Source organism: Curtobacterium sp. BH-2-1-1, from assembly GCF_001806325.1.
In the GTDB taxonomy this organism is placed as follows: Bacteria; Actinomycetota; Actinomycetes; order Actinomycetales; family Microbacteriaceae; genus Curtobacterium.
Genome location: NZ_CP017580.1, coordinates 1838535 through 1859924, shown reverse-complemented (window position 1 = coordinate 1859924; position 21390 = coordinate 1838535). Strand labels below are relative to the sequence as shown.

The window sequence follows — 21390 nt, the reverse complement described above, 5'->3', positions numbered from 1 at the left end:
GGGAGGACGAACAGCCACGGCCAGAACCCGTCGGTCCGGTGCGCCCGAGGTCTGGTCGTGCCGGCGGTCGGACGCCGGGAGCCCGGGGCCCCGGGCCCGGACGCGCGCTGCGTCCGGGCCGGGGCGTCCGAGGTCGGGTGTCGCTCGGTGTGGATCGTCACGGTGTGGGGCTCACTGTTCCTTGGTGAGGGCGGCGTCCATCTTCTGCGCGAGCTGCTTCGCCACGTCGTCGACCGGGGTCGATCCGTCGAAGGCACTCGGCAGCAGGTTCGTCTCGAGGGTGTTCCACGCCGCCGTGTTCTTCGAGACCGGGAGCGGCTTGGCGTAGTCCACCGCGTCGAGGAAGACCTGCAGGTCGGCGTCCGGCATCGTCTTCGTGAAGGCGCTCTGCGTGCCCTCGTACGCCGGGATCACCGCACCCATGTCGCCCTGTTGCTGCTGGGCCTGCTTGCTCGCGAGGTAGACCTGGAGCGCCTGTGCGGCGGCCTTGTTCTTCGTGTTCGCGGACACGACGTTGGAGACACCGTGGATGACCGTCGCCTGCTCCTTGCCCTTGGGGAGCGGGTACACGACGACGTCCTTCTCGAGGTCGGTGCCGGTCAACGCGGAGCGGAACCAGCTGCCGCCCTGGTACATGGCGAGCTTGCCCGAGGTGAACCACTGGTCGGCGGTGGTGTCGGTCAGCTGCTTGATCGAGGGCGACGCCCCGGACGCGATGAGGTCGGTCCAGAACTGCAGCCCGGCCTCGGCGGCGGCGGTGTCGTACTCGGACTTCGTGCCGTCCGCGTCGATCACGTTCCCACCGGCCTGGAAGATCGTGTCGTAGTAGGTGGTCTGCCCGTCCATGCCGCCGGCAGCGCCGTACGCGCCGTCGGCCGTGAGCTTCTCGGAGAGCTCGGCTCCGGTCTTCTGGAAGTCGTCCCAGGTCCAGTCCTTCGAGGGCATGGCGACCCCGGCCTTCTCGAAGAGCGCCTTGTTCATCCAGACGCCGATGGTGTCGAAGTCCTTGGGGACGCCGTACTGGGTCTTGTCGTACGTGTACAGGTCGTTGAGGGCGGACGAGTACTTCGCGGGGTCGATCGCGCCGGCCTCGACCTCACCGGTGATCGACGCGAGCTTGCCGTTCGCCGCGTAGAGCTGGAAGTTCGGGCCGTTCATCCAGAACACGTCGGGCAGGGTGTTGCTCGAGCCCTGGGTCTGCAGCTTCGTCCAGTAGCTGGCGAACGGGGTCACGTCCACGTTGACCTTGATGTCCGGGTACTCCTCGTTGAAGCCTTCGAGGTTCGCCTTGATCGCCTTGACCTGGTTCTCGTCCCAGACGGCGTACGTCAGGGTCGCCTTGGTGTCCTTGGCGGCCTTCTCGTAGTCGCCACCGGCGCTGGAGGCGCCGGAGGACGTGCTGCAGCCGGCGAGGAGCACGGCTGCGCCGATCGCGGCGACGGCGCCGAGGAGCGCACGGCGACGGCCGCGGCCCTTGGCAGAGGTGGGTGCGTGCATCGGGTGTCCTTTCGCGAGTCCGTCAGCGGGTGACGGCCGGGGTGGGGTCGGTGAAGTGGGCGATCGTCGAGGCCGCGAGCGGCGGGACGTCGATGGGGACGGAGCCGTTCCGGAGCGACCGGGTCGCGAGCGCTCCTGCGGCGACGGCGGCACGGGCCGCGATCGGCGCGAGGGTCGTCGGCTCCCCCAGCGCGACGTGCCGGAGGAACTCGGTCATGGTGAGGAGGTCGGCATCGGCGTGGCCGGCGGCGACCCCGTCGATCGGGTACTCGCGATCCCCCGCGACGTCCCAGCCGCGACGACGGCTCCAGACCTTCACGACGCCACCGCCGGTGTCGCCGATGTTCTCGAGCCGTCCCTCGGTCCCGATGACCGTGTAGTTGCGCCAGTAGTCCGGCGTGAAGTGGCACTGCTCGTAACTCGCCTGCACACCGTTGTCGAGGGTCATCATCACCATCGACACGTCCTCGACGTCGACGACGGGGTTCAACCCGGTCTGCTCGAGGGGCGGCCAGTTGTCGAGGGAGAACCAGTCCCCCATGAGCTCGCCGCTGCGGTCGCGACGGTCGGTGACGTCGCCGTAGACCGACAGCGACCCCATGCCGACGACCCGCGCGGTGTCCCCTCCGCCGAGCGCGTGGATGACGTCGAGGTCGTGGCTGGCCTTCTGCAGGAGCAGGGAGTTCACCTTGGTGCGGTCGGCGTGCCAGTCTTTGAAGTAGTAATCGCCGCCGTTGCCGACGAAGTGCCGGCACCAGACCGCCTTGACCTGGCCGATCTCCCCGCGGTCGACGATCTCGCGCATCAGCCGCACGACCGCGGCGTGACGGAAGTTGTGCCCGACGTACAGCGGCGTGCCGGTCTCCGCCGCGGTGTCGAGGACGGCGTCGGCGTCCTCGACCGTGATGGCCATGGGCTTCTCGAGGTAGACCGCGATGCCGGCGCGGAGCAGGTCGATCGCGATCGCGGCGTGCGTCCAGTCGGGGGTCGTCACGATCGCCGCGTCGACGACCCCGACGAGTCCCCCGTGGTGCTCGACGACGAGGGCGTCCGGGTACTCGGCCCGGGCACGCTCGCGCCCCTGCTGGGTGACCTCGGCGACGGCGACGACCCGCGCCTCCAGGTCGGGAGCGGCGGCAGCCGCCTCGGCCACGTGGCGGGCGATCGCCGCACGCTGCCCCATGCCGACGATGCCGACCCGTAGTGGTCGTCCTGTGAACGCGTCACCCATGCTCATCTCGCTCCCTTGCGTGATTGTGACGCCCATGATGCCGAATCGATCATGAATGCACAATAGGCGCTCAACGAACGCTCATGGGGAGGGTGTGGATGGTTTTACACGATCGAAACGTCGTGCACAGACCTACGCCGGGGAGTCCCCCGGAGGACTCGTCCGCTCAGTCGGCGACGACGAGCTCCACACCGGCACTGGCGAGCTCCGCGGCGAACGCCGACGGGACGGGCTGGTCGGTGACGAGTGCGTCGATCCGGTCGAGCGGACAGATCCGCGCGAAGGTCGCCCGTTCGATCTTGGTCGAGTCGGCGACCACGATCACCCGGCGCCCGACGGACGCGAAGTGCCGACTGACCTCCGCCTCGCCCTCGTGCATGGTCGTGGCGCCGTACTGGCCGCTCAGCCCGTCGACACCGAGCACGACCACGTCGAGCGCGAACTCGTCCAGGGTGTCCCGGACGAGCGGGCCCACGAGCTCGTAGGACTGCCGCCGCGCGACGCCGCCCGTGACCACGATCTTGACGTTGGCGCGGACCGACAGCTCGTACCCGATGTTCAACGCGTTGGTGACGATCGTCACCCCGTACTCGCCGTCCGCCCGGGTGAAGCGCTCGCTCTTGCCGAGCTCACGGGCGACCTCGGTCGTCGTCGTCCCCCCGTTCAACCCGACGGTGTCGCCGGGCTGCACCAGCCGCGAGGCGGCGCGGGCGATCGCGGTCTTCGCCTCGGCCTGACGGGCGATCTTGTACTGCAGTGGCAGTTCGTAGCCTGCCCCGAGCGCCGCGGCACCGCCGTGGGTGCGGGTGACCAGGCGCTGGTCCGCCAGCGTCGCGAGGTCGCGTCGGGCGGTCGCGGGCGAGATCCCGAGCAGCTCCCCGATCTCGGCGATCGACACGTTGCCGCGTTCGCTCACCAGTTCGAGCAGGGCGTTGAGCCGCTGTTGAGGGGTCATGTCGGCCATCTTATGGCGTCACCGCGCATCCCTGATGATCGGGAATGACGTTTTGCTCTTCCATCGCGCACGATCGCTCGCTACGCTTCCTCATCATCGATCACCCGGATCGAACCGGACCGGAAGGCACCCATGACCGACACCTTCGTGAGCGCAGAACTGACGTCGCAGCCGGAGACGTGGCGCGCTGCCGCCGCGCTCCTCTCGTCGTTCGAGGCGTCGCTCCCCCAGCCCGGAGAACGCGTGGCCGTGGTCGGCTGCGGGACGAGCTGGTTCATCGCGATGAGCTACGCCGTCGCCCGTGAGCAGGCGGGCCTGGGCGTGACGGACGCCTTCGCCGGCTCGGAGTACCCGATCGGCCGCGACTACGACCGGGTCGTGACGATCAGCCGGTCCGGCACCACGACCGAGATCGTGGACCTGTTGCAGGCCCTGCGCGGCCGACGCACCGTGCTCGTCACCGCGGTCCCGGACAGCCCGGCCGCCGCCGTCGCCGACGTCGTCGTGGCACTGCCCTTCGCCGACGAGCGCTCGGTCGTGCAGACGCGCTTCGCGACGACCACGCTCGCGCTCCTCCGTGCGTCGATCGGTGACGACGTGGACGCCCTCGCAGCACAGGCCGAGACCGCCCTCGGCCTCCCGATCGACGACCTCCTCGATGCTGAGCAGGTCACCTTCGTGGGCCGCGGTCCGGCGGTCGGCCTCACGTTCGAGGCCGCCCTCAAGACGCGCGAGGCAGCGCAGTTCTGGGCGGAGTCCTACCCCGCCATGGACTACCGGCACGGTCCGATCGCGATCGCCCAGCCCGGCCGACTCGTCTGGTCGCTCGGAACCGCGCCGGAGGGGCTCGCGGACGAGGTCGCTGCGACCGGTGCGCGCTTCGTCCAGCACGACCTCGACCCGATCGCCGGGCTCGTCGTGGTGCACCGGTTCGCGGTCGCCCTCGCCGAGGGACGCGGCCTCGACCCGGACAACCCCCGCTCGCTCACCCGTTCGGTCATCCTCACCTGATGCGCGGTGCAGGCGCGGTGCTCGGGGTCGACGTCGGCGGCACGGGCATCAAGGCCCGACTGACCGGCGCCGACGGACTCGTCCTCGACGAGACCCGCGTCCCGACGCCGCGCGGCGACACCGACGCGACGATGCTCGCCACCGTCGTGGCGGAGCTCGCCGAACGGGCGCTGCGCCGTGGCGACCTCGATGCGGTGGGCCTCGTGACGCCGGGTGTCGTGGACGACGGGGCCGGCACCGTCGTCCTCGCGGTGAACCTCGGGTGGCGGGACGTCCCGGTGCGGGACCGGGTCCGGGCCGAGTTCGCCGCACGGGGGATCGACGTCCCGCTGGCCTTCGGACACGACGTGCGTGCCGGCGCCCTGGCGGAGACCTCCGGCGCGGCACCGGCGCTCACCCGTGGTTCCGTCGCCTTCGTCCCGGTCGGCACCGGACTCGCGAGTGCCCTCGTCGTCGACGGCGTGGTCGTCGGGGGCGGCGGTTGGGCGGGGGAGATCGGACAGGTCCGGATCCCCGCCGGGCCGCACGCGGGGCGCCGCGTCGAGGAGATCGCGTCCGCAGGGGGAGTCGCCCGTCGGTCGGGCTCCACCTCGGCACACGAGGCGATGCTCCGCGTCCGCGCCGGGGACCCGGTGGCCACCACGGCCTGGCACGAGTGCATCGACGTGCTCGCGGACGCCCTGGCGTGGACCACGACGGTCGCCGGCTGCCACACGATCATCGTGGGCGGGGGACTGGCCGAGTCCGGCCCGCTGCTGTTCGATCCGCTCCGGACGGCCCTCGTCGAACGGCTCCCGGGGTTGCGCGTCCCGGTCCTCGCCCCGGCACGGCACGGCGATGCCGCCGGTGCCATCGGTGCCGGGCTGATGGCGCGCACGGCGCTCGACGCCGAGGTGCACGCATGAGCACCCTGGTGCGTGCGCGGCGGATCCTCACCGCGACGCACGACCTCCACGACGGGTGGTTGGCGGTCGACGACGCCGGTACGGTCCTCGAGAGCGGATCCGGGACGCCCCCGCGGACCGACACCGCGGTGACGATCGAGGGAACGCTGCTGCCGGGGGCGGTCGACCTGCACGCCCACGGGGCGCTCGGGCACGACTTCGCCACGGCCACGACGGACGGTGCCGCGCTCGCTGCGGGCCACCACCGCGCACGCGGGACGACGTCGCTCATCGCGTCCGTCGCGACGGGCCCGGTCGCCGAGACGCGCGCAGCACTCGGACGCCTCCGTGTCCTCGTCGCCGAGGGCACGCTCGCCGGGCTCCACCTCGAGGGACCGTGGCTGTCACCCGCGCGCCGCGGTGCCCACCGGTCGGACCTCCTGCACGCACCGGACCCGGCGGAGCTCGACGACTTCCTCACAGCGGCGGACGGCGCGCTCCGGATCGTCACGCTCGCACCGGAACTCCCCGGAGCGATCGACGCCGTGGGCCGCCTCGTCGACGCCGGCGTCGTCGTCGCGATCGGCCACACCGATGCCTCCGCCGACGAGACGCGCGCAGCGATCGACGCCGGTGCCACCCTCGTCACGCACCTCTTCAACGGCATGCCTCCACTGCACCACCGACGGCCGGGCCCGGTCGGCGTCGCCCTGACCGACGACCGTGTCCTGGTCGAGTGCATCGTCGACGGGCACCACCTCGATCCCGCGGCGGTCGAACTCGTGCGGCGAGCCGCGCCGGACCGCCTCGTGCTCGTCTCGGACGCGATGGCCGCCACGGGCTGCGGCGACGGCGAGCACGCGATCGCGGGTTCGGCGGTCTCGGTCCGTGACGGCGTCGCGCTGCTCACCGACGGCTCGTCCCTCGCCGGCAGCACCATCACCGTGCGGGACGCCGCCCGACGCCTCCTCGACGGTGGCACCCCGCTGCCCGAGGTCGTCGCGGCGACGTCGGCGCGACCGGCACGCCTGCTCGGCCTCCCGGCGCCGCTCTCGGTCGGCGCTCCCGCCGACCTGCTCGTGATCGACGAGGGCCCCAGCAGTGCCGCGCGGTCGGAGCCCTGGCGCGTCCTCGACCTGCGGACGACCGCGGCGGTGCACCGGTGATCCTCATCGTGACGCCCAACCCGGCGGTGGACGTGACCTACCGTGTCGCCCGTCAGCACGTCGGGACGACGCAGCGCGTCCTGGACCTCGCCCGTCGTCCGGGTGGCAAGGGCCTCAACGTCGGGCGGGTGCTCGACGCGGTCGGGATCCCGTCCCGCGCCGTCCTGCCGCTCGGCGCGGCTCCCGGTCGGTGGATCGCCGACGGCCTCGACGCCCTCGGTCTCACGCACGTCGACATCGCGGTGACGGGGGAGACCCGCACCACGGTCACCGTCGTCGACGACGTCGAGCACCCGACGATGTTCGGCGAGCCCGGACCCGAGGTGACCACCGACGAGTGGGTCGCCGTCACGGACGTGATCGGTCAGCAGCTCGACGGCGACGTCGAGTTCCTCGTCGTCTCGGGGTCCCTGCCGCACCGCGCCGATCCGGGCGTCGTCGCGGACTGGGTGGCCGCCGCTCGGATGCGCGGGGTGCCGAGCCTCGTCGACTGTCCGGGTGGTGCGCTCCTCGCGGCCGCCGACGCCGGGGCGACGATCTGCAAGCCCAACCGCGACGAACTCCTCGAGGCGACCGGTGCCGACGACGAGCGGAGCGGCGCCCTGCAGCTGCTCGACCGTGGCGCGGGCGCCGTCGTGGTGTCCCGTGGCGCGGCCGGTCTGGCGGCACACACGCGCACCGGGGTCACCGAGGTGCGCGCCGTCCCCGGAGTCTCCGGTAACCCCACGGGTGCCGGCGACGCGGCCACCGCCGGGCTCCTCGCCGCGCTGTTGCGCGGGTCGTCCGACGGCCCGACGAGTCCGACCACGACCGCGCCGTCCACGCCTGGCGTCGACCACGCCGCGCTCCGATCCGCTGCCGCGTTCGGCGCCGCCGCCGTCCTCCGGCCCGTCGCCGGCGAGGTCGACGTCGACGCCGTCCGCCGGTTCCTCGCGGACGACGACGGTGCCCGGTCCGGCACACGACCCTCCGACCCGACCTGGAGCCACGCATGATCACCGACCTCGCCCTCACCGGACTGCTCGACGCCGCACGGACCGCACACCGCGGCGTCGGGGCGTTCAACGTGGTGCTGCTGGAACACGCCGAGGCGATCGTCGCCGGCGCCGAGCGAGCGGGGCTCCCCGTGGTCCTGCAGATCAGCGAGAACTGCGTCCGCTACCACGGCGGCCTCGCCCCGATCACGACGGCGACCGCGGCGATCGCGCGGTCCGCGGACGTCGAGGTCCTCGTGCACCTCGACCACATCGAGGACCCCGAGCTCGTGCTCGCCGGCATCGACCTCGGGGTGGACTCGATCATGTACGACGGATCGCACCTCGACTTCGCCGCGAACGTGGAGGCCACCCGCCGACTGGCAGTCCGGTGCCACGACGCCGGGGTCGCGATCGAGGCCGAGCTCGGTGAGGTGGGCGGCAAGGACGGCGTGCACGCTCCCGGTGTGCGCACGGATCCGCACGACGCCGCTGCCTTCGTCGCCGACACCGGTGTGGACGCACTGGCGGTCGCCGTCGGGACGTCCCACGCGATGCAGACGCGCGAGGCGTCGGTGGACCGGACGCTCGTCGAGCAGCTCCGCGCCACGGTGCCGGTCCCGCTCGTCCTGCACGGCTCCTCGGGGCTGTCGGACGACGAGCTGCGGGCAGCCGTCCGGGCGGGCATGACGAAGATCAACATCTCCACGCACCTGAACGGCCTCTTCACCCGGGCCCTGCGAGCGGTGCTCGACGAAGGTCCGGACGTGGTCGATCCCCGCAAGTACGTCTCCGCAGGGCGCGACGCCATCGCCACCGAGACGGCCCGGCTGCTGACGCTGCTGCACGGCTGACCCGCCCGAGGGCGGAGCTCAGCAGAGCGGGACGTTCACCGCGAGCCCGCCCATCGCGGTCTCCTTGTACTTCGTGGACATGTCGGCGCCGGTCTGCCGCATCGTCTCGACGACCTGGTCGAGCGACACGTGGTGCACGCCGTCACCCCGCAGCGCCATCCGCGCCGCGTTGATCGCCTTGTTCGCGGCGATGGCGTTCCGCTCGATGCACGGGATCTGGACGAGCCCGCCGATCGGGTCGCAGGTGAGCCCGAGGTTGTGCTCCATGGCGATCTCGGCGGCGTTCTCGACCTGCTCGGGCGTTCCTCCGAGCACTTCGGCGAGCCCTGCGGCGGCCATCGACGCCGCCGATCCGACCTCGCCCTGGCAGCCGACCTCGGCGCCGGAGATCGACGCGCGCTCCTTGTAGATCGAACCGACGGCGCCCGCGGTCAGCAGGAAGCGCACCACGGTGTCGTCGCGGTTCGCCGTCGTGACCGTCGGCACGTAGGTGAGCGCGTAGTACAGGACGGCGGGGATGATGCCGGCGGCACCGTTCGTCGGCGCGGTGACCACTCGCCCACCGGTGGCGTTCTCCTCGTTGACGGCCATCGCCATGAGGTTCACCCACTCCATCGCGAAGAGCGGGTCGTGCCCGGGGTCGTCGGCGGTGAGCTGCTCGAACCAGTTCGCGGCGCGGCGTCGCACGGTGAGCCCGCCCGGGAGCGTGCCGGAGCGTTCGACGGACCGTTCGACGCAGGACTCCATGACGCCGTGGATGCGGAGGAGGCCGGCCCGGACGTCGTCGGTGCTGCGCGTGGCGGTCTCGTTGGCGAGTGCGACCCCGCTGACCGGCAGACCGCTCGCCGCGCAGGCCGCGAGCAGCTCGGCGCCGCTCGAGAACGGGTACGGCACGGCGTCGTCGACGGGGATCGCGGTCTCGGCGACGTCCCCCTCGGAGTCGTTCGTGACGAAGCCGCCGCCGATCGAGTAGTACGTCTCCTCGGCGATGGTCGCCCCGGACGCGTCGGCGGCGCGGAGCCGCATGGCGTTCGGGTGGCGGGGGAGCATCGTCAGCGGGTGGAGCACGATGTCGGCGAGCCGGAACGGGACGCTCGCCCCATCCTGGAGCCGGAGCACGCCGGTCTCCTCGAGCTCGGCGAGCGATCGGGTCATCGCGTCGGGGTCCACGGTCTCGGGGTCGGACCCCATCAGGCCGGCGACGACCGCGCCGAGCGTCCCGTGGCCCTGGCCGGTCGAGGCCAGGGAGCCGTAGAGGTCGACGGCGATCGTCGCGACGGGAGCCTCGGCCACGCGGGCGGCGAAGGCACGTCCGGCCCGCATCGGTCCGACGGTGTGGGAACTCGACGGACCGATCCCGATGCTGAACAGATCGAAGACGGAGACCGGCACCCCGCCACACTAACCCGTCCGGACGGGTGGGGGATCAGCGCCGGGAGCCCTGGTTCGGCATGAGGATCCAGAGGACGACGTAGGCGATCCAGAGCGGCCCCGGGAAGAGGCTCAGGATGACCCAGGCGATGCGGACGAGGGTGCGGGACCAGCCGAACCGGTCGGCGATGCCGGCACAGACCCCGGCGAGGAGGCGGCCGGTGCGGGGGCGGATGAGTGTGTTCATGTCGTCGACGGTACGGAGGATCGATCCGACATCGAATCCGGGGGACACCCGCATCCGTGGTGGGGACAACCCCACCCCCTCCACATATGGCTGTTGTGGACCGCTCCATCCCTGCTGCCATGGGAGACTGACCACATGCCCATCCTCAACAAGGACATGCAGGTCTGCATCTCACTCGCCGCTCGACCGAGCAACATCGGCACTCGCTTCCACAACTTCCTCTACGACGAGCTCGGGCTGGAGTTCGTCTACAAGGCGTTCACCACGACCGACCTCCCCGGCGCGGTGACCGGCATCCGGGCACTCGGCATCCGCGGCTGCTCGGTCTCGATGCCCTTCAAGGAAGCGATCATCCCGCTCGTCGACGTCGTCGAGGAGTCCGCGGCGGCGATCGAGTCGATCAACACCGTGGTGAACGACGACGGCGTCCTCACGGCGTCGAACACCGACTACGAGGCAGTCGCGTCGCTGCTCGCCTCGCACGCCGTCGATCCGTCCGCAAGCGTGCTGCTCCGCGGCTCCGGCGGCATGGCCAAGGCGGTCACGGCGGCGTTCCGGGGTGCCGGGTTCGACGACCTCACCGTGGTCGCACGCAACGAACAGTCGGGGCCGGCCCTCGCGGCGCAGTCCGGGTACGAGTGGGTCGCCGACGAGCGGGACGCGCCGGTCACCGACGTCCTGGTGAACGTCACGCCCCTCGGCATGCGCGGCGACCAGCAGGACACGCTCGCCTTCGACCAGGATCGCGTCAGGGCGGCGACGACCGTGTTCGACGTGGTCGCGTTCCCGTCCGAGACCCCGCTGATCCGCGCCGGTCGCGCCGCGCACAAGCAGGTCATCACCGGTGCCGAGGTGATCGCGCTGCAGGCGGCGCGGCAGTTCGAGCGGTACACGGGCGTCGCGCTGACGGACGACCAGGTCCGCCGGGCGAGCGAGTTCAGTCGCAGCGAGGCCTGATCGGCTCGTCGGTGTACCGCATGCCCATCAGGGTGCGGACCTCGTCGAGGGTCGCCTCGGCGATCTCGTTCGCCCGACGGTTCCCGGCCGCCAGCACCGCTGTGACGATCGACGGGTCGCGAGCGAGTTCGGCACGACGGCGTCGGTGCGCGGCGAAGCGCTCGTTGACCGCCTCGACCGCGACACGCTTCACCGCCGCCGCGCCCGCTGAGCCGATCTCGTCGGCGATCGCCTCCGGGGTCGAGTCCGTGCAGAGTGCCGCGGTCGTGAGGAGCGCTGCGACCCCCGGCCGGCGCTCGGGGTCGAAGGTGATGTGCCGATCACCGTCCGTGCGTGCCCGTCGGATGACGTCCGCGGTCTCGTCGTCGGTCATGCCGAGCGCGATGGCGTTGCCGTAGCTCTTGCTCATCTTCCGGCCGTCGACACCGGGGACCTCGGGGGACGTCGTGACGAGCGGTTCCGGCTCGGGGAACAGCGCGCCGAACCGGTCATTGAACCGCCGAGCGATCGTCCGTGTCATCTCGACGTGCGGCAGGTTGTCCTTCCCGACCGGGACGAGGTTGCCCTTGCAGAACAGGATGTCCGCGGCCTGGTGGACGGGGTAGGTGAGCATCAGGCCGCTGAGCGCGCGACCGGATGCCGCGACCTCGGCCTTCACGGTCGGGTTGCGGTGCAGCTCCGCTTCGGTGACGAGGCTGAGGAACGGCAGCAGCAGCTGGTTCAGCGCCGGCACCGACGAGTGCGTGAAGACCGTCGTCGCGGCCGGGTCGAGTCCGGCTGCGAGGTAGTCGAGCACCGCCTCGCGGACGTTCGAGGCGACGTGGTCAGCGGTGTCCCGATCAGTGATGACCTGGTAGTCGGCGAGCACCAGGAAGGTCTCGACGCCGCGCCGCTGCAGCGCGACGCGCTCGGCGATCGTGCCGAAGAAGTGCCCGAGGTGCAGCCGACCGGTCGGCCGTTCGCCGGTCAGGACGCGGAACCGGTCCGGTCGCGCCCGGATGCGGGCGTCGAGGTCGTGCATGCGGTGTTGTGTGGCGGTGAACGTGTCCACTGGAGTTGCCCTCTCGAGAGAAAGGGCTGCACGACGGTCCTGCGGTCTGGGAGCTGCCGTGCAGCCCGCGACCATGCGTCAGGAGGCTGCTACCGCAGCCACCACGAAGAACGAGGAGAACGCATGTCGGGATCGTAGCGCGAGCGTCGGCGCAGCGACACCCGTCCCCACCGCTCGATGTCGGCGCTCTACGCTGGTCGGATGCTCTCCCGACGTGACGCCGCCGTCCGGCTCGACATCTCCCTCGAGATGGCGACCCGGCACGGGATTCCCTCGCACCTCAGCGAGGCCGAACTCACGGCGATCGAGCAGGACCCGCCCGCCTGGCTCGTGCAGTCCCGAGCCAACCGCACCGGCACCAAGAAGGTCTGGGTCCGTCTCGAGTGCGTGGTCTGCGGCTTCGCGGAAGAGGCACGTCCGAAGAAGTGGTGGCCCGACTGGGACCACCTGATGTGCGACTACCACGAGCCCTACCAGGCGCCGGACCCCGTCGCGGGCTTCACCCGGCACGAGGTCGAGGGCATCGGCAGCCGCTTCGTCGCGCTCGTCGACACCCGGCCGTAGCGCGGAGCACACCCGCACCCCGCACCCGCGGCCGCACCCGCGCCCTGATCGCGCACCGTCCACGACGGAAGGCACGGTACCGACCGGCACCGCGCCTTCCGTCCTGCCCGCACACGGCGCCCACCGGCGCCGTCACGCGGCTCCGTCAGTCGACGGCGTCCCCGATGGCGGCACCGACCCCGGCCGCCGCCACGACGGCGCCGGCCCAGGCCACCGCTGCCGGGGTGGCCGCGACGGGACGGAGACCACGGAACGTGGTCGCCTCGTCACTGTCGAACGGGACGGCGTCGAGCTGTCGTGTCTGCTGCATGCGCTGGTTCCTTCCTCGATGTCCTGCTGATCAGTTCCCGACGGCCTCTTCGACCGCGTACGCGGCGACCGCACCCGTGAAGACCGAGGTGGCGGCGAGCGCTGCGAGCGGGGTCGCGGCGAGGGGCTGCTCCGGTGCGAACCGCTGCCCGCGGTCGCTGTCGAACGCGATGTCGGCGATGGTGGTCATGCTGGATTCCTTCCGTTCTGCGATGGTGATGGTCGGGCGCTGGGCCCGGTTCCCGGCCCGGTGGGCCGAGGTCACTCTCGTCGTGCCGAGACGACGAAGACTGCGGCTGCGATGCCGAGCACGACCAGGACCGACAGCCACGCGAAGCCGGGCAGGTCGAACAGGAGTATCGCCACCGCGATGGCGATGAGCACGACGGGTGCTGCGAACCACAGCGCGGTCCGTGTGTTGGCGTTCATCTGGTCTCCTCCTTCGGTCGTGCGGACGCTGCGGAGGCGGCGTCCGGCTGCCGACGGGGGCCGTCCCCGTCGTGCATGGGTTCCCGTCGGGATGCGAAGAGCTCCTCGACGGGCACGCTGTCGTCGTGACCGCCCGTGCGGACGATCGCGAACTGGACGGCATCGGCGCGACCACCGGTCTGCGCGGCGACGACGCGGCGGACGAAGGCGAGCAGCGCGCGGTAGTCGGCGCCCGTCTCGTACCCGTCCGGCAGCTGTTCCGCTGCCACCAGGAACCGTCCGACCACGTCGAACAGGCCCTTGTCGACCCGCCGGTCCGGGAACCACAGCATGTGCCGGAGCCGGCGTGCTGCGACGTCCTTGGTCCGCGTCCACTCGCTGACCACGTCGTCCTGCCGGTACCGGTGCAGCAGCTCGAAGTCCATCGAGGCGGGGATCGGTGCGAAGAAGCGCCAGTTCGGGATGAGCAGCGCGGCGGTGTCGACCTGCCGGACCCGGTCGAACCGACGGTTCGGGTGCTGGCCGATGACCGTCGCGATGATCCAGAGCGCGAGGCCGATCGCGAGGGGCAGGGCCCGACCGTCACTGCGGCGGCTCATCGGTCCACCCCGATCGCCTCGCGGACGAGTGCACCGACCCGTCGGACCGGTCCGGGGTGGACGAGCAGGCCGTCGTGGGTGGACCGGACGACCTCGCGGCGACCGTCGTGCTCGTGCGCGACGCGTTCGTGCGCGGCGCTCACGGCCGGTTGGAGTTCGTCGCTCGTGCTCGCCGTGACGACGAGCACGTCGGCACCCTCGGGGATGCGGCGACCGGGTCGGTCGGCGACGAGGTCCGGCTCCGCCGCCTGCCACTCCGCACGGCCGGTGCGCCACAGTCGGGCGTTCCGGTACACGGGGCTCAGGTCGTCGGTCCGTCCCTGGCGTGCGGGGATCGCCCAGGTCGTGGCGTCGAGCAGCCATCCCCAGCCGGTCCGCAGGGACCACTCCATCAGCGGGAAGCCGTCGGTGAGCGACCGGACGGCGGTCAGGACGTCCTCGTCGGGTCGGTCCACGAAACCGGTGGTCGGGTCGAGGAGGACCACCCCGGCGACGTCGCGCCCGAGCTCGGCCGCGTGGCGTCGGAGCAGGTGCCCGCCGAACGAGTGCCCGACGAGCCAGAGGGGTCCGTCCCCGGCGTGGCGGCCGACGAGGAAGCGGAGGTCCTCCGCGTAGGTGGCGAGCGTCGCACCGGGAGCCGTGCTCGCCCCGGTTCCGGGACGGTCGTACGTCAGCGTGGCGACGTCGCCGCCGAGCTCCTCGATGATCGGGTCCCAGTACTCCTGGACCGCGACGAGCGAGTTCTCGAACACCACCAGGGGTGCACCCGGGCCCGAGGTCGCCGGCCGGTACCGCACGGCCAGACGCGATCCGGCGGGCGTCTCGACCGCGGTCTGCCCGGCACGGGGACGTCGACTGCGCCGGGCGTCCACGACCTGCCGGACCACGGCCTGCGTCCCGACCGTGGCCCCGATCACGCCGAGGACCCACGGGAACCCGTCGTGACGACGCGGCACGACCGATCGACGGTCCACGGCGACGTAGAGCACCGCGGGCTGCAGTGCGAGGAACGCGGGAAGGAACCGACCGAGTCCCATGGTCGCGGCGATGGTGAGGTGCATCCCGGCGATCGCGCCGAGGTACGCCACGCGCCTCCTCGAGCCGAGCACGAACACGATCGGGAACGCGCACTCGAGGACGAGCGTGGCGACCTCGCCCACCCGCGCCAGTGCCGGCCGGTCACGCAGGACCCGCCACACCCACTCCGAACCGTAGGTCCGCGTGCGCATCACCCCGAGCAGCGCCGAGCCGTTCCGCCAGGGCTCACCCATCAGCTTCACCCACCCCGACACGAGGTACGACAGGGTCGCCTGGCTCGCGACCGCCCACAGCGCGGTGTCCACCGTCGCGGGTCGTCCGGAGGCCCGGGCCACACCCGACAGCGCCTGCGTGAAGAACGCCGCCTGGTCGCTGCCGTCGCCGCCGTTGTGGTGCAGCGGCCCGAGTGCGTAGCCGGTGAGCACCGTGACGGCGGACGCCGCGGCGCGGACGCGTCGGTCGCGGACCGGGGACAGGTGGACGAGGGCGGCGGCCACCCGGAGCCCGTGCATCGCGGTCACCACCCGGGGCCGGTAGACGCGGTCGAGCACGCGGCGCAGTCGCTCGTTGCGGACGAGCGCGGAGCCCCGCAGCAGGGTCCAGTCGTTCAGGCCGCCCGTCCGGCGGTTGTCCGCGTTCGCGAGGTGCTCGAGACTCCCCATCAGCACCACGAGCGCGGAGGCCCGCTCGGTCGCGGCGAGCACGTTCCCGCGGTCGGCCGACCGGTCGACGACACTGCGGACGACGCGGTCCACGAACCCGATCACGACGCCACCTCGAACTCGACCGTGTACGTGGGGGACTCCGGCGTCACCGGACCGCCGTCCCGGTCGCCCGTCACGGACCGAACGGCGAGCCCGAGCTCCGCACCGAGGCCCGTCAGGACCTCGACCGGTGTGAGGAGGCTCACCTCGTTCCCGATGGTCGTCCGTCCGCCGTCGTGCCACAGGTGACTCACCTGCCAGAGTCCGGTCGGCTCGTCCAGGGTCGCGTAGGTCTGCAGACCACGGCCGGCGCCCGGGTGAGGGACGAACCAGGTCTCACGACGACGGCCGCCGTGCAGGCCGAGCACCGCGTCCGGGTTGTGCGTCTCGACGACCAGGCGGCCACCGTCGGCGAGGTGGTCCCGCGCGGTGGCGAGCGTCTCGCGCTGGTGCTCGCGGGTCAGCAGCATCGAGATGGACGCGCAGACGCAGAAGACCAGGTCGAACCGCCGTCCGAGGCGGAGGTCCGTCATCGAGCCCTGCACCAGGTCGAGGTCGACGCCGGCGTCGTCGGCGCCGTCGCGGCACCGGTCGAGCATCTCGGCGGACAGGTCGACGCCGGTGACGGTGATGCCCCGCTGCGCGAGCGGGATCGCCACGCGGCCGGTCCCCACGCCGAGCTCGAGCGCCGTCGCCGGTGCGCTGGAAGCGAGCACCTCGACGAGGCCCGGGTCCGGCGGGAAGACGTCGTCGTAGATCTCCGCGAACTGCTGCCCGTACGTGTGCTGCACGACCCGACCCCCCTCGGCGCCGGGCTCCCTCGGCCCGACACCGAGGGACGGTAGGCCTGTACGTCCGCTCAGTCCCACGAGTCCCGACGATCGCTCAGGCTGCTCGGAGGCGTTCGCCAGGTCCGGTCGGCACCCCACCCCGGCGCGTGCGCCGCGTCGAACCGCACCAGCTCGGGGAAGCAGGCGGATGCGCACCGGATCGGGTCGGTCGGGCACGCGGCGGACCGGTGTGTACCCCGGCCCGCGGTCAGTCGGCGGCAGTCGCCGCGAGGTCGCTGTAGGTGGCCGCGTACCAGCCGACGGTCGAGTCCCCGGACGTCGGACCGATGGTGACGTACTCGCTCCGGGTGCGCAGGTACAGGTCCTCGTCGTGTCCGCACCGGATCTCGCCCGAGGCGAGCCGCTTGCCGCTCTCGGCCCCGTCCACGATCCGGCCGGCCCACACCGCCATGTGGACGGTGCCGTCGCCCTGGCACGTGATCGAGACCCTCACCCGGGCAGGTGCCCCATCCTCGCCGGTACCGAGGGACAGTCGGCTCGACGAGTCGTTCGAGCCGGTGCCGCTGCCGAGTTCGCCCGGCTGTCCCGCCCAGCGGTCCTGCACGCCCTTCGCCCAGTCCGGGAACGCATCGTCGAGGCCCACGGGCTCGGCTCGGTGCGAGCACCCGGAGACGGCGGTCGCGGTGATCAGCGCCAGGCCGACCACGAGGGTCGCGCGTCGGGGCCGGAGGGGGCGGTGGTCGGGTGCAGCGGGCATGTCCCGGTCAGTCTGGCGGACCCAGGACCCCGCCACAGCGTCCCCGTTCGCGGGGCCGGTGCCGAGGCGACCACAGGACGGACGGGAGGCGCGGTGCGGGCCCGCGCCGCGCCTCCCGTCCCTCAGGACGTCGCGACGCGACCCGCGGCCACCCAGCCGAGCCGCCGCAGCGTCTCGCGGTTGCGGATCCAGATCATCGGCTGCATGAGGAGGTCCGGCACCCAGGCGCCCGGCCCCGCCACGGCGTTCTCCACGATGGTTACCTTGCAGCCACGGCGGTGCTCCTCGACGACGAGCTCGACCCGGGCCTCGCCGAGGGGCCACCCCTTCGGCTGGATGACCATGCGGTGCAGGGCGTCCCACTCGAGGACCGTCGTCACGTCGTCGATCACGAGCGGCCAGACGCCGAACGAGTGGTGCAGGCGGGTGCCGACCGCCGGCCAGCCCGGGTCCTGCCCGCGCATCCGCGAGGCGCCGACGACCCACGTCGTGAAGAGCCAGCCGTCCGCGAGCACGTCGAAGACGTCCTCCGGGCGGCAGTGCAGGATGCGGACGTTCTTCGCCATGGTCAGTCCTCCGGTGTGAGATCGACGTGCTCGGGCAGCCCGAACGTGTGCCGCAGGGCGCTCCGGGCCGCGTGCCAGCCGGCCATGCCGTGCACACCGGGGCCGGGGGCGGACGCCTCGGAGCAGAGGTACATGCCGCCACCCATGCGCCACGGGTCGGACGACAGCACCGGGCGCTTGACCAGCTGCCAGAAGCTCGCGGCACCCGCGGCGATGTCACCGCCGACGTAGTTCGGGTTGTACGCGCCCATCTCGACCGCGGTGCGGCTGCTCGACTGCAGGACGGTGTCGCGGAAGCCGGGCGCGAACCGCTCGATCTGCCGCGTGATCGCCTCGGTCTGGTCGACGTCCGACCCGGAGGGGACGTGCGCGTACGCCCAGAAGACGTGTTTGCCCGCGGGCGCGCGGCTCGGGTCGATCACGGTGGGCTCCGAGCCGAGCACGTACGGGCGCTCGGCGTGCTGGCCGCGTGCGACCGCGCCCTCGGCGGCCGCGATCTCGGCGCGGGTCCCACCGATGTGCACCGTGCCGGCGCGGCGGAGCGCCTCGTTCGTCCACGGGACCGGGTCGGAGAGCGCGAAGTCGACCTTCGCGGCGGCGTTGCCGAACCGGAAGCGCCGGAGGGCACCCCGTCGCGGCGTCGGGATCTGCTTCCCGGCGATCCGCAGCATCCCGGGGACGCTCGTGTCGAACAGCACCGCCTTGGCCGGGGTGAGGTCGGCGAGCGAGCGGACCTCGCGCCCGGTCTCGATCCGGCCGCCGTGCGCGACGAGGTCGGCGGCGAGCGCGTCGACGATCGCCTGGCTGCCGCCGATCGGGACGGGCCAGCCCCGCGCGTGCGCGTAGGCGCCGAGGGACAGCGCGGCGGCGGCCGTGGAGAGGGACGGCATGTGCTGGATCGAGTGGGCCGCGACGCCGGAGACCATGGCGGGGGCGACCTCGTCGCGGAAACGGAGGTTCCACGCACTCGTGCCCTGCTCGAGCGCCCGCAACCCGAACCGGAGGACGCTCAGCGGGTGCCGTGGGACGTGCAGCAGGGCGCCGGTGGCGAAGTCGGCGACCTGGTCGGCGTTGCCGGACAGGGGGGCCATGAGCTGCCGGAACGCCGGGCCGTCGATGCCGAGCGACTCGGCGGTGCGCGCGAGGTCCTGGTACGCGATCCCGGCACGGCCGCCGTCGAGCGGGTGCCCGTACTGGACCTCGGGCAAGCGGAGTTCGATGCGGTCCTCGAGGCGGAAGCGCCGGAAGAACTCGGACTGCAGCGCCATCGGGTGCACGGCGGAGCACACGTCGTGCAGGAACCCGGGCAGCGTGAGTTCGGCGGTCCGGGCACCACCGCCGATCGTGTCGGCGCGTTCGACGACCTCGACCGACAGCCCGGCACGCGCGAGCGTCACCGCCGCCGCGAGTCCGTTCGGTCCGGCTCCGACGACCACCGCATCCACCATGCCCCCGAGCCTAGGGACCGCTGCTGCGCGCCGTCTCGGGCAGCGCGCCCGCTTCCCCCTCACGGCGAACGGTGATCGAGGCGCGCCCCGCACCGTTCGGCGCCCTGGAGGCGCGGGTCTGCCACGCCCCCCGCGTGCAGCCCGTCATCGCGTCCGTTCCACGGCCGTTCCCGGTTCTGCAGATGACCGTTCCGGTTCGCGGGCCCCGTGATCCGCGAACCGGAACGGTCACGGCGCGGACGACTTCAGCAGATCCGCTCCGAGCCACAGCGCGTGAACCGAGGCGCCGGGCATCAGGCGCGGGCCGGTTGCCAGCGACGGGCCGCAACGCCGTCGAGATCGCTGCGCTCCGATGGCCGGTCCGGTCAGACGCGCGCCGCGTCCGGGTCCGCCGGGTCCGACCCGTCGTCGCCCGCGTCCGCTGCGTAGGGCTCGTCGGCGTCCACCGGGGTCGATCCCACCGGGTGCTCCGCCAGCAGCGCCGCGAAGTCCTCGTCGAGCATCTGCTGCAGCCGGTCGTCCCGCCCGACCTCGTAGTCGTCCGCCGGACGCTGCGCCCACCCGAGCCGCCCGACGACGGTCGTTCCGATGTCGTCCCAGGCGCGGGCACGTGCGGCGAGGACGATGCCGTCGACGAAGCCCTGGTCGTCCCGGCGCTTGTCGAGCATCGTCGCGAGCTGCTCGTACGTCGCCTCACGCGTGCGGAGCTTGAGGTCGTCACCGCGGCGGTAGTCGTGCTGGTGCCGCGAACGGCCCTTCTGCTTGCTCGACCTCGAGCGGATCTCGCGCATCCGGGCAGCGTCGCCGCGCTGTTCCTCGGCCATGCGGTGGAGTTCCTCGCGCGCGGCGTCGGCGATGACGGCGTGGTCGAAGTACCCCTCGTCGCGGAGGGCGTTCGTGATGATCCGGTTGCCCACGGCGATGGTGACCGCGGCCTTCGCGATGAGGAAGCCCTCGTCGACGGCGCGCTTCAGTTCGACCTGACTGACGGGTCGGTCGCGCACGTCGTGCTTGCTGCGTCGTCCGAACAAGGCCATGCAGTCGACGATACCGGCGTCCGGTGACCATCCGTCCGCAGGTGGACCCGGATCAGGCCCTGGAGGGACGACCCGCCTCCCACGGACCCGTAGCGTCGGGTGCATGGTCACGTACTCGGAATCCCCCCGCACCGGGCTCGGCACGGCGAGTCTCGTCCTCGGCGTCTGCTCGTTGCTCGCCGGCTGGACGTTCGTCGCGCCGATCGTCGGGCTGTGCCTCGGCGTCGCCTCGCGGAGCCGCGAACCGTTCGCCCGCGGGCGTGCCGGGTGGGGGATCTTCATGAACCTCGTCGCACTGGCGGTGTGGATCCTGCTGCTCGTGCTGCTCGTGGTGGGCGGCGCGTTCGCCGTGTGGTCGGGCGCGACGCAGGGCCGCTGACCCGGTCGGCCCTGGGCCCCGGGGCTGCCCGCTCAGAACACGAGGCCGTACACGGCGACGTCCACCCGCACCGGCCCCAGGGGCATCGCGCTCCGCAGGGTGCCCTCGTGCGTGAAGCCGAGCCGCTCGGCGAGGCCCCGGCTGCGCACGTTGTCGACCGCCGTCCGGATCTCGGCACGCGCGGCGCCCCGCGCCCGGGCCACCCCGACGAGGACGGTGGCGGCGCGCCGGGCGACACCCCGTCCCTCCTGGCCCGCGTCCACCCAGTAGCCGAGCGATGCCTGCCCCAGGTACGGGTCGAAGGCGAGCGAGGCGGCACCCACGACCCGGTCGTCCTGCCGGATGACGCAGGGCAGCGCGCGGTCCATCGCGTACTGGCCGAGCAGGTGCTCGGTGTGCAGGCCGATCGTCTCGACGGTCTGCTCCTGCCACGCCCACGGCTCCGCGGCACGGAGCCGGTCGGCGTTCGCGACGACGAGCTCGTGCAGCGGCCGGACGGTGGTGAGGTCGCGCAGCGTCAGCGTGTACCCGTCCCCGAGGTCCCGTCCGAACGCCGCCACCCCTCAGAGAC

General features: G+C 72.3%; 25 protein-coding genes. 8 read left to right on the top strand and 17 right to left on the bottom strand.

From position 1 onward, the window contains the following. Positions 1 to 171: 171 nt before the first annotated feature. From BJK06_RS08840 to BJK06_RS08830, 3 genes are all read right to left on the bottom strand, one after another. Positions 172 to 1497 (bottom strand): sugar ABC transporter substrate-binding protein, encoded by a 1326-nt coding sequence (locus BJK06_RS08840; protein ID WP_070417593.1) that lies wholly within the window; start codon positions 1495 to 1497, stop codon positions 172 to 174. 22 nt (positions 1498 to 1519) lie between these two features. Next, on the bottom strand, positions 1520 to 2734 hold the full coding sequence (locus BJK06_RS08835) for a Gfo/Idh/MocA family protein (RefSeq protein WP_070417592.1): 1215 nt from the start codon (positions 2732 to 2734) through the stop codon (positions 1520 to 1522). A 160-nt stretch (positions 2735 to 2894) separates the two neighbouring features. Further along, positions 2895 to 3683, bottom strand: a complete 789-nt coding sequence (locus tag BJK06_RS08830; RefSeq protein WP_070419335.1) for a DeoR/GlpR family DNA-binding transcription regulator — start codon at positions 3681 to 3683, stop codon at positions 2895 to 2897. Between the two features lie 132 nt (positions 3684 to 3815). On the opposite strand from BJK06_RS08830, the gene BJK06_RS08825 reads away from it, so the two are divergent. From BJK06_RS08825 to BJK06_RS08805, 5 genes are read left to right on the top strand one after another with little or no spacing between them, the layout of a single operon-like run. After that, positions 3816 to 4694, top strand: a complete 879-nt coding sequence (locus BJK06_RS08825) for an SIS domain-containing protein (protein ID WP_070417591.1) — start codon at positions 3816 to 3818, stop codon at positions 4692 to 4694. Beyond that, positions 4694 to 5599 (top strand): ROK family protein, encoded by a 906-nt coding sequence (locus BJK06_RS08820; protein ID WP_070417590.1) that lies wholly within the window; start codon positions 4694 to 4696, stop codon positions 5597 to 5599. The genes BJK06_RS08825 and BJK06_RS08820 overlap by 1 nt, the downstream gene beginning before the upstream one ends. Continuing rightward, a complete protein-coding gene (nagA, locus tag BJK06_RS08815) occupies positions 5596 to 6744 on the top strand; it encodes an N-acetylglucosamine-6-phosphate deacetylase (RefSeq protein ID WP_070417589.1) in 1149 nt (382 codons plus the stop codon). The genes BJK06_RS08820 and nagA overlap by 4 nt, the downstream gene beginning before the upstream one ends. Next, positions 6741 to 7739 carry a 1-phosphofructokinase family hexose kinase gene (locus tag BJK06_RS08810; RefSeq protein WP_070417588.1) on the top strand — a complete coding sequence of 333 codons (999 nt, stop codon included), beginning with the start codon at positions 6741 to 6743 and terminating at the stop codon, positions 7737 to 7739. Before nagA ends, BJK06_RS08810 begins: the two co-directional genes overlap by 4 nt. After that, entirely contained in the window at positions 7736 to 8572 is an 837-nt protein-coding gene (locus tag BJK06_RS08805) for a class II fructose-bisphosphate aldolase (protein WP_070417587.1), read from the top strand. Before BJK06_RS08810 ends, BJK06_RS08805 begins: the two co-directional genes overlap by 4 nt. Before the next feature lie 18 nt (positions 8573 to 8590). Here the strand turns inward: BJK06_RS08805 and BJK06_RS08800 are convergent, their stop codons facing one another. Both BJK06_RS08800 and BJK06_RS08795 read right to left on the bottom strand, forming a co-directional pair. Next, positions 8591 to 9964, bottom strand: a complete 1374-nt coding sequence (locus tag BJK06_RS08800; RefSeq protein WP_070417586.1) for an L-serine ammonia-lyase — start codon at positions 9962 to 9964, stop codon at positions 8591 to 8593. Positions 9965 to 9998: 34 nt separating this feature from the next. Then, entirely contained in the window at positions 9999 to 10190 is a 192-nt protein-coding gene (locus tag BJK06_RS08795) for a PspC domain-containing protein (RefSeq protein WP_070419334.1), read from the bottom strand. A gap of 135 nt (positions 10191 to 10325) precedes the next feature. Between BJK06_RS08795 and BJK06_RS08790 the strand changes: the two genes are divergently transcribed. Further along, on the top strand, positions 10326 to 11147 hold the full coding sequence (locus BJK06_RS08790) for a shikimate 5-dehydrogenase (RefSeq protein ID WP_070417585.1): 822 nt from the start codon (positions 10326 to 10328) through the stop codon (positions 11145 to 11147). Here BJK06_RS08790 and trpS read toward each other — a convergent pair. Continuing rightward, complete coding sequence (gene trpS, locus BJK06_RS08785) at positions 11128 to 12168, bottom strand: tryptophan--tRNA ligase (protein WP_181015168.1); 1041 nt, start codon at positions 12166 to 12168, stop codon at positions 11128 to 11130. The genes BJK06_RS08790 and trpS overlap by 20 nt on opposite strands. Positions 12169 to 12399: 231 nt before the next feature. Here trpS and BJK06_RS08780 point away from each other — a divergent pair, with 231 nt between their 5' ends. Further along, positions 12400 to 12762, top strand: coding sequence for a hypothetical protein (locus BJK06_RS08780; RefSeq protein WP_070419333.1), 363 nt, complete (start codon positions 12400 to 12402; stop codon positions 12760 to 12762). Between the two features lie 145 nt (positions 12763 to 12907). Here BJK06_RS08780 and BJK06_RS18570 read toward each other — a convergent pair whose 3' ends face one another. The 10 genes from BJK06_RS18570 to BJK06_RS08740 form a co-directional block, all read right to left on the bottom strand. Beyond that, positions 12908 to 13072: a hypothetical protein gene (locus BJK06_RS18570; RefSeq protein WP_156794816.1), complete on the bottom strand. Its 165-nt coding sequence runs from the start codon at positions 13070 to 13072 to the stop codon at positions 12908 to 12910. A 30-nt stretch (positions 13073 to 13102) separates the two neighbouring features. Further along, entirely contained in the window at positions 13103 to 13261 is a 159-nt protein-coding gene (locus BJK06_RS08775; RefSeq protein WP_156794815.1) for a hypothetical protein, read from the bottom strand. Positions 13262 to 13332: 71 nt separating this feature from the next. Then, a complete protein-coding gene (locus BJK06_RS18565; RefSeq protein WP_022905510.1) occupies positions 13333 to 13500 on the bottom strand; it encodes a hypothetical protein in 168 nt (55 codons plus the stop codon). After that, complete coding sequence (locus BJK06_RS08770) at positions 13497 to 14099, bottom strand: hypothetical protein (protein ID WP_070417582.1); 603 nt, start codon at positions 14097 to 14099, stop codon at positions 13497 to 13499. Before BJK06_RS08770 ends, BJK06_RS18565 begins: the two co-directional genes overlap by 4 nt. Continuing rightward, the gene (locus tag BJK06_RS08765) at positions 14096 to 15904 is read right to left on the bottom strand and encodes an alpha/beta fold hydrolase (RefSeq protein WP_070417581.1); all 1809 of its coding nucleotides are present in this window, start codon (positions 15902 to 15904) and stop codon (positions 14096 to 14098) included. Before BJK06_RS08765 ends, BJK06_RS08770 begins: the two co-directional genes overlap by 4 nt. Then, positions 15901 to 16632, bottom strand: coding sequence for a bifunctional 2-polyprenyl-6-hydroxyphenol methylase/3-demethylubiquinol 3-O-methyltransferase UbiG (locus BJK06_RS08760; RefSeq protein ID WP_070417580.1), 732 nt, complete (start codon positions 16630 to 16632; stop codon positions 15901 to 15903). The genes BJK06_RS08765 and BJK06_RS08760 overlap by 4 nt, the downstream gene beginning before the upstream one ends. Positions 16633 to 16879: 247 nt before the next feature. Continuing rightward, positions 16880 to 17389, bottom strand: coding sequence for a hypothetical protein (locus BJK06_RS08755; protein ID WP_156794814.1), 510 nt, complete (start codon positions 17387 to 17389; stop codon positions 16880 to 16882). A 122-nt stretch (positions 17390 to 17511) separates the two neighbouring features. Then, entirely contained in the window at positions 17512 to 17955 is a 444-nt protein-coding gene (locus BJK06_RS08750; RefSeq protein WP_070417578.1) for an SRPBCC family protein, read from the bottom strand. 2 nt (positions 17956 to 17957) lie between these two features. After that, complete coding sequence (locus tag BJK06_RS08745) at positions 17958 to 19403, bottom strand: NAD(P)/FAD-dependent oxidoreductase (protein ID WP_070417577.1); 1446 nt, start codon at positions 19401 to 19403, stop codon at positions 17958 to 17960. Between the two features lie 365 nt (positions 19404 to 19768). Then, a complete protein-coding gene (locus tag BJK06_RS08740; RefSeq protein ID WP_070417576.1) occupies positions 19769 to 20440 on the bottom strand; it encodes a hypothetical protein in 672 nt (223 codons plus the stop codon). 103 nt (positions 20441 to 20543) lie between these two features. Between BJK06_RS08740 and BJK06_RS08735 the strand changes: the two genes are divergently transcribed. After that, positions 20544 to 20819 carry a hypothetical protein gene (locus BJK06_RS08735; protein WP_070417575.1) on the top strand — a complete coding sequence of 92 codons (276 nt, stop codon included), beginning with the start codon at positions 20544 to 20546 and terminating at the stop codon, positions 20817 to 20819. Positions 20820 to 20851: 32 nt separating this feature from the next. Here the strand turns inward: BJK06_RS08735 and BJK06_RS08730 are convergent, their stop codons facing one another. Next, the gene (locus BJK06_RS08730; RefSeq protein WP_070417574.1) at positions 20852 to 21379 is read right to left on the bottom strand and encodes a GNAT family N-acetyltransferase; all 528 of its coding nucleotides are present in this window, start codon (positions 21377 to 21379) and stop codon (positions 20852 to 20854) included. Positions 21380 to 21390: the final 11 nt, after the last annotated feature.